The organism is Devosia sp., assembly GCF_041917035.1.
In the GTDB taxonomy this organism is placed as follows: Bacteria; Pseudomonadota; Alphaproteobacteria; order Rhizobiales; family Devosiaceae; genus Devosia_A.
The window spans coordinates 1-12,951 of record NZ_JAYRYM010000102.1; the positions used below are offsets into that span (position 1 = coordinate 1).

The 12,951-nt window shown below is 67.5% G+C and carries 14 protein-coding genes; 5 read left to right on the forward strand and 9 right to left on the reverse strand.

Annotation, left to right across the window (positions count from 1 at the left end; genetic code table 11):
* The 4 genes from ACE3TU_RS11865 to ACE3TU_RS11880 form a co-directional block, all read left to right on the forward strand.
* Positions 1–331 (forward strand): BRCT domain-containing protein (locus ACE3TU_RS11865; RefSeq protein ID WP_374624410.1); only part of this gene is annotated, 331 nt, incomplete at its 5' end.
* Positions 332–358: 27 nt separating this feature from the next.
* On the forward strand, positions 359–1,600 hold the full coding sequence (locus ACE3TU_RS11870; protein WP_374624412.1) for a hypothetical protein: 1,242 nt from the start codon (positions 359–361) through the stop codon (positions 1,598–1,600).
* A 9-nt stretch (positions 1,601–1,609) separates the two neighbouring features.
* On the forward strand, positions 1,610–2,065 hold the full coding sequence (locus ACE3TU_RS11875) for a DUF3828 domain-containing protein (RefSeq protein ID WP_374624414.1): 456 nt from the start codon (positions 1,610–1,612) through the stop codon (positions 2,063–2,065).
* A 71-nt stretch (positions 2,066–2,136) separates the two neighbouring features.
* Positions 2,137–2,625 (forward strand): hypothetical protein, encoded by a 489-nt coding sequence (locus ACE3TU_RS11880; protein WP_374624416.1) that lies wholly within the window; start codon positions 2,137–2,139, stop codon positions 2,623–2,625.
* A gap of 5 nt (positions 2,626–2,630) precedes the next feature.
* Here ACE3TU_RS11880 and ACE3TU_RS11885 read toward each other — a convergent pair whose 3' ends face one another.
* Together ACE3TU_RS11885 and ACE3TU_RS11890 are read right to left on the reverse strand one after the other, a co-directional pair.
* Positions 2,631–3,062, reverse strand: coding sequence for a hypothetical protein (locus ACE3TU_RS11885; RefSeq protein ID WP_374624418.1), 432 nt, complete (start codon positions 3,060–3,062; stop codon positions 2,631–2,633).
* Between the two features lie 80 nt (positions 3,063–3,142).
* Positions 3,143–4,267: an NADH:flavin oxidoreductase/NADH oxidase gene (locus tag ACE3TU_RS11890; protein ID WP_374624420.1), complete on the reverse strand. Its 1,125-nt coding sequence runs from the start codon at positions 4,265–4,267 to the stop codon at positions 3,143–3,145.
* Between the two features lie 156 nt (positions 4,268–4,423).
* Here ACE3TU_RS11890 and ACE3TU_RS11895 point away from each other — a divergent pair, with 156 nt between their 5' ends.
* Positions 4,424–5,746, forward strand: a complete 1,323-nt coding sequence (locus tag ACE3TU_RS11895; protein ID WP_374624422.1) for a sorbosone dehydrogenase family protein — start codon at positions 4,424–4,426, stop codon at positions 5,744–5,746.
* Between the two features lie 6 nt (positions 5,747–5,752).
* Here the strand turns inward: ACE3TU_RS11895 and ACE3TU_RS11900 are convergent, their stop codons facing one another.
* The 7 genes from ACE3TU_RS11900 to ACE3TU_RS11930 form a co-directional block, all read right to left on the reverse strand.
* Positions 5,753–6,115, reverse strand: a complete 363-nt coding sequence (locus ACE3TU_RS11900; RefSeq protein ID WP_374624424.1) for a hypothetical protein — start codon at positions 6,113–6,115, stop codon at positions 5,753–5,755.
* A gap of 192 nt (positions 6,116–6,307) precedes the next feature.
* A complete protein-coding gene (locus ACE3TU_RS11905; RefSeq protein ID WP_374624426.1) occupies positions 6,308–7,057 on the reverse strand; it encodes an SDR family NAD(P)-dependent oxidoreductase in 750 nt (249 codons plus the stop codon).
* Positions 7,058–7,135: 78 nt separating this feature from the next.
* On the reverse strand, positions 7,136–8,131 hold the full coding sequence (locus tag ACE3TU_RS11910) for a substrate-binding domain-containing protein (protein WP_374624428.1): 996 nt from the start codon (positions 8,129–8,131) through the stop codon (positions 7,136–7,138).
* 49 nt (positions 8,132–8,180) lie between these two features.
* Positions 8,181–9,179 (reverse strand): ABC transporter permease, encoded by a 999-nt coding sequence (locus tag ACE3TU_RS11915; protein WP_374624430.1) that lies wholly within the window; start codon positions 9,177–9,179, stop codon positions 8,181–8,183.
* Complete coding sequence (locus ACE3TU_RS11920) at positions 9,176–10,210, reverse strand: ABC transporter permease (protein ID WP_374624432.1); 1,035 nt, start codon at positions 10,208–10,210, stop codon at positions 9,176–9,178. The genes ACE3TU_RS11915 and ACE3TU_RS11920 overlap by 4 nt, the downstream gene beginning before the upstream one ends.
* On the reverse strand, positions 10,207–11,730 hold the full coding sequence (locus tag ACE3TU_RS11925; RefSeq protein WP_374624434.1) for a sugar ABC transporter ATP-binding protein: 1,524 nt from the start codon (positions 11,728–11,730) through the stop codon (positions 10,207–10,209). The genes ACE3TU_RS11920 and ACE3TU_RS11925 overlap by 4 nt, the downstream gene beginning before the upstream one ends.
* 9 nt (positions 11,731–11,739) lie before the next feature.
* Entirely contained in the window at positions 11,740–12,771 is a 1,032-nt protein-coding gene (locus ACE3TU_RS11930; protein ID WP_374624436.1) for an aldo/keto reductase, read from the reverse strand.
* Positions 12,772–12,951: the final 180 nt, after the last annotated feature.

The following is a 12,951-nucleotide window of genomic DNA, read 5'->3' on the forward strand; positions in this document are numbered from 1 at the left end:
GCTGCGCGATTTCTTCGCCAACGAGCGCAATGTCGCGGCGTTCGACAGGCTGCTGGGGCAGGTGAGGCCGAACGACTATGTGCTGACCGTCTCGGCCGACAGCGAGGTGGCCGGCAAGACCGTGGTCTTCACCGGCACGCTCGAAAAGCTCACGCGCGGCGAAGCCAAGGCCATGGCCGAGCGGCTGGGCGCCAAGGTGGCCGGTTCGGTCTCGAAGAACACCGATATCGTCGTCGCCGGGCCGGGCGCGGGCAGCAAGCTCAAGCAGGCCCAGGACCTCGGCATCCTTGTGCTCGACGAAGATCAGTGGCTTGCTCTGGCGTCGCGGTAGCCGGGGGGCGAACCGGGAGAGCGTCCGATGCTGAAGCTGTTCGCCAGCGCCTGTCTTGTCCTCTCGCTCGCCATGCCGGTCACGGCGGGGGAGGCGGGAGACATCACGCGCGAGGCCCTTTATGCCGGTGGCCTGGAAAAAGGTCTCGCCGACCTGGCGCCGTTCCGGGAACGGCTCGTCCAGGAGGGAGCGTTCGGGATCGGCTTCATCCGCTTCGTCAGCGCCGTCGAGCATCTGGCGAAGGCCTTCTATCGCCACGGCTTTGCCGCGCCCGACGGGGGGCCGGTGGCCGGACCGCAGCTCGAGCTGCCAGTTCCGGCCAATTCGGCGCCGCAGCCGCTCGACTACCCGGGATACCGGGCCATCCTGTCGCGGTTCGTCGCCGACATGGACGCGGCCCGCGCGTCGCTGCTCGAGGCAGGCGAGACGGGCGACTACGTCGTTCCGGTGGACCTCGCCCGGATCCGCATCGACCTCGATGCCGACGGCAGTGCGTCCGAGGCGGAGAGCATCGGCAACGTGCTGGCGGCGGCATTCGGGATGCGGCCCGACGCCTCGACGGGCCCCGCCGAGGCGCCCGACCTGACGATCGGCTTCGACCGGGCCGATGCCATCTGGCTTGCCGGCTACACCCAGGTCCTCGCGGCGCAGGCGGACTTCCTCCTCGCCCACGATTTCGAGAGCTTCACCGCCGCCGCCTTCCATCGACTCTTCCCGAGCGCCGGGTTTCCGATGCAGCCTTTCATGGAGGGCAACTCGGTGATGCTGCTCGACCCTGAGTCCGACAAGGCCATCGCCGACCTGATCGCAGCCGTCCACACCATCAACTGGCCGGTGACCGAGCCGATGCGCCTCAAGCGCGTGCTGGAGCGCCTCAAGTCGGTCACGGCGCTGTCGCGGCGCAACTGGGATGCGATTCTGGCCGAGACCGACGACAATCGCGAGTTGGTCCCCAGTCCGCGGCAGACCTCGATCGTCCCCGATGCCGGCGTCACCGACGAGACGGTTGCCGCATGGCGGGCCACCCTCGATGCGGCCGACGCCATCCTCGACGGTCGGCTGCTCGTGCCGCACTGGCGGTTCCGGCAGGGGTTCGACCTCCGCGCCTATTTCGAGAACGCCACCCGCACGGACCTGGTCATGCTGCTGACCGGGCTGGACGCCTTGCCCTTCCTCAGGGATGGGCCGGTGGCCAGCGCCGACTCGTTCGCCGAGGCCAACCGGGTCTTCGGCGACCAGCTGTTCGGCTATGCCTTCTGGTTCAACTGAGGTTCTTCCATGCGCCTGCTGCTCGTTGCCCTGTCGTTTCTCGCTTCGTCGCTGCCGGCGCTCGCCGAGACCTACTCCACCCCCAGGGCGGTCATCGAGGCGCTCTATGCCGGTTACCTGTCGCCCAATGACTTCCCGCCCAGCCAGCGCGACCTGCAGAGCGATCGGCTGAACGCGCTGTTCGACAAGGACGCCGAGGAAGCGGGAGAGGACATGGGGCGGCTCGGCTTCGACGTCTATGTCAACGCCCAGGACTACGAGATCGGCAAGCTGGTCATCGACGAGCCCTATCTGCTGGGCGGCAAGGCAGCGGTGCACGTCACCTTCGAGAACTTCGGCACGCCGCAGAATCTCGGCTTCCTGCTGGTCAACGAGAACGGCGGCTGGAAGATCGACAATGTGTGGGGCAAGATCGAGGACTACACCTACGATCTGCTCGACATCCTGCAATCGCCGCTGCCCTGATCGGGGCGCGGCAGCGCCGCCTTTGCGCCGCAAGGTCCTGCTAGCGAGCCGCCATTGCCGGAGCGGAAATCATGCGACAGTTCACTGCAGCCATCGTCATTGCGTTCATGTCGGCCGGTGGGGCCCAGGCCTTCGAGGATCCGAGGGCACTGCTCGATGCCATCTACCAGCCCTATGCCAGCGGGGCGCGGCACGATGGGCTCGAGCAGTTCTACTCGACCCGGCTCAAGGCCCTGTACGCGGCAAACCTGCAGCGCCAGAGCGCCGACCCGGCCGGCGTTCCGGTCGATCCCAATGCCCCCGACCTTCTGAGCTTTGATCCCTTCATCGAAGGGCAGAACTCGCTGCTCCTCGATCTCGCCATCGGCCAGCCCGTGGTGCAGGGCGAACGGGCGCTGGCCACGGTGACCTTCCACAATTTCGATCACACCAGCCTGCTCGGCGTCGCGCTGGTGCGCGAGGCCGATGGCTGGAAGGTCGACGACATTGCCTCGATGGGCAGCGACGAGAACTGGCTGCTCAGCTGGCTGCTGCAATACGATCCGTTCGGGCTGAACTGATCGGCTCAGCCCTTGGGGATATCCGGGCAGACAAAGGGAACCGCGGCCGGCTGGTAGCGCTCCTCGACGGTGCCGCCGACCAGTTGCAGGCTCAGCACCAGTTCGGCGTCGGTCAGCGAGACGATCTCGGCGTCGATATCGATGCCGTCCTCGTTCCAGCTGACCGTGGTCTCGGAGACGATTCGCCAGGGACTGAGGCGGTGCGTCTCCCAGCAGGAATCTTCGATCAGCGTCCCGTCGGACAGGAAGACCTTCATCACCCCGGGCAGTCCGCCGTCGTCGATCCTGCTCCACACGCGGTCAGTGAGGCCGGGCAGGGCGGCCTCGATGCTGCCGTCGGTCCCCGCGGCGGCCTCGGCGGCGAGCGCCGGCAGGCAGGCCGGCGAGCCGACGCCCCACATCGCCAGCAGGGCGAGAACGGCGGTCTTGGTGGTCATGGTCTCGGCCCTCCGGTGGTCCGACCGAGATGGTAGCTCGGTCGACCCGGCGCAAGGGCCTCGGGACGAGGGACGGCCACTCAACCCGGTTGCCGGATGCCCATGGCCCGATCCTTGTCCCGGATGCGGGCCCGGGCCTGCTTGGGCCAGAGCTCGTAGTCAGCGCCGTCCAGCACGTGGTGGGCATGGATCGGCCAGTTGGGATCCTCGAGCGCACCGCGAGCCAGAGCGATGAGGTCGGCGTCGCCGCGGGTGAGGATGGCCTCCGCCGCCGCCGGGTCGTCGATGAGCCCCACGGCAATGGTGGGCAGCCCGCCGCTGCGCACGGCCCTGGCCAGCGGAACCTGATAGTGCGGCCCGGGCTTCAGCCCGTAGCCGTCGAAACCGCCCGACGAGCAGTGCATGGCGTCGACGCCGCGCGCCTTCAGTTCGCCGGCCAGCGCGATCGAGTCCGCGATGGTCCAGCCGCCGTCGCTGCCGTCCACTGCCGAGATGCGCACGAACAGGGGCTTGTCCTCCGGCCAGGCGGCCCGCACCGCCTCGGCCACCTCGAGCACCAGGCGCATGCGGTTCTCGAGACTGCCGCCATAGCGGTCGGTGCGCCGGTTGGCGATGGGGGACAGGAACTGGTTGAGCAGGTAGCCATGCGCCGCGTGGATTTCGACGACTTCGAACCCGGCCCTTTCCGCCCGCCGCGCGGCGTCGGCGAAGGCCGTGGTCACCGCGGCGATGCCGGCCTCGTCGAGGGCATCGGGGGCCGTGAACCCGAGCTTGTCGGCGTGAATGAGGGCGCTGGGGGCCACCGGGGTCCACGCCTCGAAGGCGAGCTCGGCCTTTTCGGCCGCGGTCTCGTCGAAGCCGTTCCGCCATGGAATCGGGGTCGAAGCCTTGCGTCCGGCATGCGCCAGCTGGATGCCGGCGGCGGCGCCCTCCCGGTGCAGGAAATCGACGATGCGACTCAGCGGCCGGATCTGTTCGTCGTCCCACAGGCCGAGGTCGCCGTAGGAGATCCGCCCCTCCGGCGTGACGCCGGTCGCTTCGAAGATGACGAGGCCGAAGCCGCCGAGCGCGAAGCGGCCCAGGTGCACGAGGTGCCAGTCGTTGGCGACGCCGTGCTGCGCCGAGTACTGGCACATGGGGGCGACGACGGTGCGGTTGCGCAGCGTCAGGCCGCGCAGGGTGTAGGGAGAAAAGAGCTGTGACATGGGGTTCTGCTGCCGAGGACGGCCCCATCCTCGCATCCGAGGGCTTCATCGGCAAGTGCCGATGAAGAGCTTCGGTCACCAGGCTGTGTAGTCCGGAACGCTCCCCGACCGAGGGCGTTGGGTCTATGGTCGCCGCGCCATCGGGGAGAAGAGTGAATGCGCTGGATCGAAGTCGTCGCCGTCGCCGCTGCCGTGGCCGCGCTCGTGCCGGCGGCTCAGGCGCAGCAGACGCCGCTGACCGGCAGCGCGGCGTTCGGCGACTACCGTGAGGATGCGCCGGGGGTGCGTCGATTGATCCGGGCGAGCGACAGTCCGGCGCCCGATCCCGGTGGCTCGTCGTCCAATGCCCCCGGCGGCGTCTTGCGCCCCGAGGGCCTGCTGCCGAACGTTCCCGAGGGTTTCGAGGTCGCGCTCATTGCCGACGGCATCGACAATCCGCGGGCGCTGCGCTTTGCCCCCAATGGCGACCTGTTCATCGCCAACTCCGCGGCGCGGGAAGTCCTCGTGCTCAGGGGCGGGTATGGCGAGCCGGTGAGGTTCGCCGGCGACCTCGAGGCCCCGTACGGCATCGCCTTCTATCCGCCTGCCGCGCCCGAGTGGGTGTATGTCGCCGAGAGCAACGGCCTCGTCAGGTTTCCCTATGATGGTGGCCCCGCCGCGGCCGGGGTGGCCGAACAGCTCTTCGACGACATCCCGGACAATGGCCACTGGACCCGCGACATCGTGTTCTCGAAGGATGGCGCCACCCTGTTCTACGCGGTGGGCTCGCAGTCCAACGTCGCCCAGCGCATCGGTGCGGAGCCACCCGGAGGCCTCGCGGCGTGGGCGGATACCGCTCCCCTCGGCGGCGCCTGGGGAGAGGAAGCCGGCCGGGCCGCCGTGCTCGCCATGGCGCCCGATGGCAGTGGCCGGAGGGTCTGGGCGACCGGGCTGCGCAATTGCGCCGGCATGGCGCTCGATCCGGCCAGCGGCCTGCCCTGGTGCGTCGTCAATGAACGCGATGCGCTGGGCGACGACCTGCCGTTCGACTACGCCACGTCGGTCACCGACGGGGCCTTCTACGGCTGGCCATGGTACTATATCGGGGCCAACCCCGATCCGCGCTGGCGGCAGGCGCCCCGCCCGGATCTCGCCGACAGGGTCACGCTGCCCGACGTGCTGTTTCAGGCGCACTCGGCGCCGCTCGGCATTGTCTTCGCGCAGACCGACGCCTTTGGCCCCGGCTACAGCGGCGACGCGTTCGTCGCGCTGCACGGCTCGTGGAACCGCGGCAGTCGCACCGGCTACAAGGTCGTGCGGCTCGCGTTCGAGGACGGTCGGCCGACCGGCGTCTACGAGGACTTCGTCACCGGCTTCGTGCTGGAGAACGGCGACGTCTGGGGCCGCCCCGTCGGGGTCGCCATCGCCCCGGACGGCGCGCTCTACGTCAGCGACGATGGCAGCGGTTCGATCTGGAGGGTGAGCAGGCGCCGGCCGTGAGGCGCCTCATCCGTTGATGGTGTAGCGGGTGATGCCGCCGGCCGCGACATCCATGCGCTGCTTGGCATCGCCGACGCCCAGGGTGCCCGCGTCGACATCCCAGCACCCGGCCGAGACGGTGAAGGCGAAGCTGCTGCCGGGCGGAATGACGGTGCCCTCGGGCAGGCGGTTGAGGCCATAGGTACTGGCATCGCAGTTGGAGATCAGCACGGCATGCAGGTCGTCGGAGGTGGCATTGACCACCTCGATGGTGCCCGTCGCCGTGCCCGGCGTCACGAGGTCGCCACCGGTGATCCAGTCGGCGCCGTTGCAGGCGGCGAGCGGCAGAACAAAAAGCAGCGTGGCGAGGCCACGAGAACTCATATGCATCGGTACTTCCCCCAATCCTCGCCGATCGCCTCGGCGGTATCCCCATCTGTGCATCGTTAGCCGAGGCCCGATCCGGCCTCAATGGTCAGACGAACCCGGTGCGATACTCCTTGGGTCGAGGTCTCCGGCCATTCCTCGGCCGGGTGATCCGAATCCCCCCCCGAGGGGGAAAGGCCCGTTCGGCAACGTGCCCTAGTAGGTCGCGCGCCCGCCCGACAGGTCGAACACGGCACCGGTGGTGAAGGAGTTTTCCTCCGTCGCGAGCCAGCAGATCATGGCTGCGGCCTCGCTCAGTTCCAGCATGCGGCCGCGCGGGATCTTGGCGAGGATCATCTTGAGGAAGTCCGGAGCCTGGCTCATCGCCATCGTGGTCTTGGCGACCGCGGGGGTCACGGCGTTGACCGCGATATTGTAGGTCGCCAGTTCCTTGCCCATCGACTTGGTGAGGGCGAGGACACCCGCCTTGGTCGACGAGTAGGCCGGAGCGCCCGGGTTGCCTTCCTTGCCGGCGACCGAACTGAGGTTGACGATGCGCCCGTAATTCTGCGCGATCATGTGCGGAATGACGGTGCGCGACACGAAGAAGGTGCCGACGAGCCCAATGTGCACGACGTCCATGAAGGCCTGTGGCGGGTATTCCCAAGTATTGGCGTTCGGGCCGACGATGGCGGCGTTGTTGACGAGGATGTCGATCCGGCCGAACTGCGCCACGACCCTCGCCGTAGCGGCTTCGACCGAGGCCAGGTCGCCGATATCGACGTTGAGCACCTGCAGCTGCGTCGCCGGAAACCGCGCCGCAAGCGCGTCGACGAGCTTCTGGTCCCGGTCCCAGACCGATACCTTGCCGCCGCTCGCCAGCATGCGCTCGGCAACCGTGAGGCCGATACCCTGGCCGCCGCCGGTGACGATGGCCACCCGGCCGTTGAAATCGTAGCTGTTCATGTGGGGTTCCTCTGCCGGGTCGGCAGGCGCATTCGAAATGGGGGGAGGGCGCCGATGGCTCGGCGCCCTCGAGGTCGATCAGAAGTTGAAGTTGTCGATGTTGTTGATGTCGAACGTGGTCAGTTCGGCCTGGGTGTTCATCGCGTTCTTTTCTTCGATCTTGATGGTGCCCAGGTTCTCCACTTCGAAGGTGTTGCCGACTTCGTTCTTGATCGAGCCGTCGAGCACGCCGAGGGCGAAGTGCACGGCGAGCCAGCCTTCATTGTACGGCGACCACAGCTGGAAGGCCTTCACGGTGCCGTCCTTGATGAAGTCGCGCATCTCGCTGGGCAGGCCGAGACCGGTCACGGCGACCTTGTCGGCGATGCCGCGGCTCTGCACGACCTGGGCGGCAGCGGCGATACCCACGGTGGTCGGGGCAATGACGGCCTTCAGGTTCGGGTAGTTGGCGAGCAGCGCTTCCATTTCGGTGGTCGACTTCTCGGGCTGGTCGTCGCCGTAGACGGTGGCGACGAGAGTCATCTTGGCGTATTTCGGGTCGTTCTTGAGCGTCTCGTTCATCGCCGCGATCCAGGTGTTCTGGTCCGGGGCCTCGGTGGTGGCCGACAGGATGGCGATCTCGCCCTCGTAGCCGATCAGCGAGCCGGTCAGCTCGATCTGGTTCGGGCCGGTCTTGGTGAAGTCGACCGGCAGGATGGTGGCGTCGCGGTGGCTCTCGTTGCCGACCAGGTCGCCGTTCACGGTGAGCACGAGGATGCCCTTGGCCTTGGCGGCGTCGAGCACCTGGTTGAGCGCATCGGGGCTGTTGGGCGCGATGCCGATGACGTTCACGCCGCGTTGGATCTGCGCTTCGATGAACGGGATCTGCGAAGTGGCTTCCGCCGTCGCCGGGGCGACGAACTCGAATTCGCAGCCGAGCTTCTCACAGGCGTCTTCGAAGCCGCCGGTGATCGAGTCGAAATACGGGTTACCGGTGTTCTTGCCGATGTAGACGATCTTGATCGGATCGGCGGCAAGTGCGCCGGTGACCATGGCAAAGCCCGCGGCCAGGCCGATGAGCAGGGATTTCTTCAACACGTTTTTCCTCCTGGTGTGGATGCCGGTGGGGCCGGCTTGGCGCCCGCTACCTCTGGGTGCGGGAATAGATGAAGTTGGTTGCGACGATCGAGACGATGAGCAGCACGCCGAGCACGACGAGCTGGACGGCGGGAAGCACGTTGGCGACGATCATGCCGGTCGACACGATGACCAGCAGCCAGGCGGCGAGGAACGTGCCGAGGATCGTGCCGCGTCCGCCGAAGATGTAGGTGCCGCCCAGCATGGCCATCAGCACCATCTGCAGTTCGCCGCCGAGGCCGAGGTCGTAGCGGACCGAGCCGAGGCGCGAGGCGGTCAGGATCCCGGCCACCGCGGCGACAAGGCCGATGCCGAGGAACAGTCCGGTCTTGATGCGGGCGGTGCGGATGCCGGCATGCCGCGCCGCCACCTCGTTGGTGCCGATCTGGTAGATCTGGCGCCCGAAAATGGTCCCGCTCAGCACGAAGCCGAGGACGATGGCGAGCACGACGAAGGCCACGACCGGCAGCGGAATGCCGCCGATCATCACCTTGTCGATGCCGATGAACCACTCCGGCACGCGGATCGACTTGTCCCCGGCGATCACCTGGGCGAGGCCGCGATAGAGGGTCAGCGTGCCGATGGTGACGATGATCGAGGGCAGCTGCAGCGCGATCACGAAGAACGCGTTCAGCGCGCCCATCGCGAGGCCCGACAGCAGCCCGAGGCCCACCGCGACCGGCATCGGCACGCCCGCCTGCTGCAGCCAGGCGAACACACAGGCCGAAAGCGCCATGTTGGCGGCCGGCGACAGGTCGATCTCTCCGGCGATGATGACCATGGTCAGCAGCAGCGCGACGATGGCGAACTCGGCATACAGCGTGAAGCTCTTGAGGATGTAGCCGATGTCGAGGAAGAAGGGCGACAGCAGGCTGCCGGCGAACACACCGAGGATCAGCAGCACCAGCGTCATCGTTTCGGGGCGGATCAGCAGCACCTGCCAGGCCGGCCGGGGCGGGGCCGCATCCTGTGTCGTCGGCGCAGTCGGCATCTCGGAGGCGCTCATGGCCGCACCCTCCTCAGGCCGACGATCCCCTGCTGGCGGACGGTCCGGTCGATCAGCAGGGCGATCAGGATCACGGCTCCATAGATCGCTGCCTGCGAGGTCCCGGGGATACCGAGAAGCGGCAGCGCGGCCGCGACGCAGCCGAGCAGCAGCACCCCCAGCACCGTCCCCAAGACTGTGCCGACGCCGCCATTGATCGACACGCCGCCGATCACCACGGCGGCGATCACCTGGAACTCGAAGCCGTTGCCGGTATTGGACGGATTCACGAACCCCCAGCGGCTCGCGTACATGATGCCGGCGAGGCCGGCGAGGGCGCCGGAAATGGTGAACACGGTCAGCGTCACCTGGGTGACGTTGATGCCGCGCAGCGGTGCCGCCACCGGGTTCGAGCCGATGGCGTAGATCTGCCGACCCATCCGCGTGTGCATGAGGAACAGGTAGGCGAGGACGGCGATGCCGAAGGCGAGCACGACGATCCAGGGGATGTTGAACTTGCCCACGACCGGCAGGAACTCGGGGAAGGTGAAGGGCGAGGTCTGCGACAGGCCCTTGATTTCCGACGGTATCCACTGCCGGTCGATCTGCTTGGCATTGGAGATGATGAAGGTCAGCCCGCGATAGAGACTGAGCGTGCCGAGCGTCACGATGATCGCCGGCAGTCGGAACAGCTGGATGAGGACGCCGTTTCCGAAACCCAGCAGCGCTCCCACGACGACCGATACCGGAATGCCCGTCCACCAGGGGACGTCGAAGCCGAACCAGTCCACGTCGAAACGATAGAGCATGCCGCTCACCATCGCGGAGAAGCCGAGCGTCGAGCCGATCGACAGGTCGACGTGGCGGGCGACGATGACCATCATCTGGCCCATGGCCGCGATCATGATCAGCGGGGTCAGCAGCAGGATGATGCGCAACTGGTCGAGGCTGAGGAACTGCGGCTTGATCGCCCCGACCGCGAGGCAGAACAGCACGATCATCACCGCGATGCCGGCTTCGCGCCGGACGAAGAGGGCCCGGAGCATGTTCATGCCGCGGCCTCCCGGAACTGCGGCACGGCAGCGCTCATGATCTTTTCCTGGGTCGCGTCGGCGCGCGGAATGTCGGCCGTCAGGTGCCCCTCGGACATCACCAGGACGCGATCGCAGAGCGCCAGAAGTTCGGGCAGTTCCGACGAGATCAAGAGGATGGCGCGGCCGGCCGCGGCGAGTTCGCCGATCATGTCGTAGAACTCGGCCTTCACGCCGATGTCGATGCCGCGCGTCGGCTCGTCGAGGATGAGCACGCTCGGATCGGTCAGCAGCCAGCGGGCGAGGATCGCCTTCTGCTGGTTGCCGCCGGACAATTCGCCGATCGGCTGGCGCAGGGAGGCGAGGCGGATGCGCAGGCGCCGCACCGAGTCGTGCGCCATCGCCTTCTCTATGGCCCGCCGGATGACCCCCGAGGGGGCGATCTGCCGCGGCACGGCGGCCGTGATGTTCTGTTCGACCGACAGCGTGCGGAAGATTCCGGCGACGGCCCGGTCCTCGGGCACGAAGGCCAGGCCTTCACGGATCGCCTGGGACGGATCGGTGATGTTCACCACCTTGCCGTTGACCGAGACGATGCCGCTCGCGGCCGGGGCGACGCCGAACAGGGCGCGGGCGACATCGGTTCGCCCGGCGCCCACGAGGCCACCCAGCCCGACGATCTCGCCCTTCCTCACCTCGAAGCTGATGTTCTCGAAGTAGCCGGGCAGGGTCAGGGCCTCGACCTTGAGCGCCACGTCGCCGATATGGCTCTTGCCCTTGTGCATGTACTCCTTGAGGGGGCGCCCGATCATCAGCCGGATGATGTCCGCGTCCGTCAGGCCGCCGATATCCTCGGTGGCGATCTTGCTGCCGTCGCGGAAGATGGTGACGCGGTCGCACAGGGCGCGCACCTCCTCCAGCCGATGGCTGATGAAGATGATGGTGCGGCCTTCGTCGCGCAGGCGCCGGGCGATGCCGAACAGCGTCTCCACCTCCTTGGGGGTGAGCGGCGCGGTCGGCTCGTCCATGATGATCAGGCGGCTGTCGGAGGCCAGGGCGCGGGCGATCTCGACCATCTGCTGATCAGCGATCGAGAGGCCGCGCATCGGGCGGCTCACGTCGATCTTGACGCCGAGCAGGTCGATCAGCCGCCGGGCATCGCCGATGATGTCGGCCCACGGCACGCGCGACAGCGGCGAGCCGCTGCCGCGTCCGAGCACCAGGTTCTCGGCCACCGACAGGTCGGGAAACGAGATCGGCTCCTGGTGGATCAGCGTGATGCCGAGGCGCTGGGCGGCCAGCGGGCTCGTCACCTCGACGGCCTCGCCGTTGAGCTGCAGCATGCCGCGTGTGGGCCGGTGCACGCCGGCGACGATCTTGGCGAAGGTGGACTTGCCGGCGCCGTTCTCGCCGAGCAGGGCATGGATTTCGCCCGGCATGAGGTCGAGGTCGACGTCGCGCAGCACTTCGACGCCGGCGAAGGACTTCGAGATGCCGCGGGCCGACAGCAGCGGCCTGGCGTTGGTGGTCGCGCCGGTCATCCGCTCGCCCTACTTGCCGGCCGGAACCGGGGCGTCACCGACGATCAGGCCCTCGGACTTGAGATCGGACCAGAAGGCCGCCGGAATCGGGGCGCCGAGAGAGGCGATGTTGGCGGTCACTTCGCCGGGACGCGCGGCACCCGGGATCACCGAGGCGACGACCGGGTGGGCCAGCACGAACTGCAGCGCCGCGGCGGGCAGCGCCACCTTGTGGGCCGCGCACACGGCCTCGATGCCGCGCACCTTGGCCTGGATCTCGGGCGAGGCCTTGCCATAGGCATAATGCGCCGGTCCCTTCGAGCCGGTGACGAGGATGCCCGACGCGAAGGGGGCTCCGATGATCGCCGACATGCCGCGTCTGGCGAGGTTCGCCATGCCACGGTTGAGGCTCTCCTGGTCGAGCAGCGTGTAGGGCATCGCGACGAGGCAGAAGTCGATGTCGACCAGCGTCGAGGTGTTCTCGAGGGCGTCGTTGGTGTTGATGCCCATGCCGTAGGCGAGGATGTCGCCGGTCTTCTTGAGCTCTTCCAGCGCCTTGATGCCGCCCGAGACGAGCTGCTTCTCGTAGCCGGCCTGCTTGTCCTGGTGGAAGCCGGCGTCGAGGTCGTGAATGATCAGCGCGTCGACCGTATCGAGGGCGAGCCGCTGCAGCGCCTGCTCGTAGGAGCGCATCACTCCGTCGTAACTGTAGTCGAAATTGACCTCGAAGTTCAGCCCGCCGGTCCACGGCGACCGATCGAAGGTCTTGGGGTCCTTGGGGCGGTGCAGCGTGCGGCCGACCTTGGTGGTGATCTGGAACTCGGCGCGCGGCTTGGTCCTGAGGAAGCCGCCGAGGCGATGCTCGGACAGCCCGCGTCCGTACCACGGAGCGGTATCGTAGAAGCGCACGCCGGCGTCCCAGGCGGCGTTCAGCGTGGCCTGCGAGTCGGCCTCGTCGACCTTGCCGTAAAGTTCGCCGATATGCGCAGCGCCGAAGCCGAAAACGGGCAGTTCGAGCGCCGTCCTGCCGACCTTGCGGCGAGCCGAAACGGTGAGCGTCACGGTGATCTTCTCCCTGGTATGGCCCGGGCGGCTTGGCGCCGCTCTCGTCTCTGGTGAGTAACTTGTCAGACAAAAATTAGTTTGACAAGTTTTTATCTTGCCGCCAAACCTGACAGTCGACCGCCATCGTCACGCCAAGATGACGAGGTGGCGAGGGAGTGAATTGTCGCATGGAAATCG

What these genes read in the sequence shown, in the direction of transcription:
- ACE3TU_RS11870 (WP_374624412.1), top strand. Translation starts at nt 359, where the DNA reads ATGCTGAAGCTGTTCGCCAGCGCCTGTCTTGTCCTCTCGCTCGCCATG.
- ACE3TU_RS11875 (WP_374624414.1), top strand. Translation starts at nt 1,610, where the DNA reads ATGCGCCTGCTGCTCGTTGCCCTGTCGTTTCTCGCTTCGTCGCTGCCG.
- ACE3TU_RS11880 (WP_374624416.1), top strand. Translation starts at nt 2,137, where the DNA reads ATGCGACAGTTCACTGCAGCCATCGTCATTGCGTTCATGTCGGCCGGT.
- ACE3TU_RS11885 (WP_374624418.1), bottom strand. Translation starts at nt 3,062, where the DNA reads ATGACCACCAAGACCGCCGTTCTCGCCCTGCTGGCGATGTGGGGCGTC.
- ACE3TU_RS11890 (WP_374624420.1), bottom strand. Translation starts at nt 4,267, where the DNA reads ATGTCACAGCTCTTTTCTCCCTACACCCTGCGCGGCCTGACGCTGCGC.
- ACE3TU_RS11895 (WP_374624422.1), top strand. Translation starts at nt 4,424, where the DNA reads ATGCGCTGGATCGAAGTCGTCGCCGTCGCCGCTGCCGTGGCCGCGCTC.
- ACE3TU_RS11900 (WP_374624424.1), bottom strand. Translation starts at nt 6,115, where the DNA reads ATGCATATGAGTTCTCGTGGCCTCGCCACGCTGCTTTTTGTTCTGCCG.
- ACE3TU_RS11905 (WP_374624426.1), bottom strand. Translation starts at nt 7,057, where the DNA reads ATGAACAGCTACGATTTCAACGGCCGGGTGGCCATCGTCACCGGCGGC.
- ACE3TU_RS11915 (WP_374624430.1), bottom strand. Translation starts at nt 9,179, where the DNA reads ATGAGCGCCTCCGAGATGCCGACTGCGCCGACGACACAGGATGCGGCC.
- ACE3TU_RS11920 (WP_374624432.1), bottom strand. Translation starts at nt 10,210, where the DNA reads ATGAACATGCTCCGGGCCCTCTTCGTCCGGCGCGAAGCCGGCATCGCG.
- ACE3TU_RS11925 (WP_374624434.1), bottom strand. Translation starts at nt 11,730, where the DNA reads ATGACCGGCGCGACCACCAACGCCAGGCCGCTGCTGTCGGCCCGCGGC.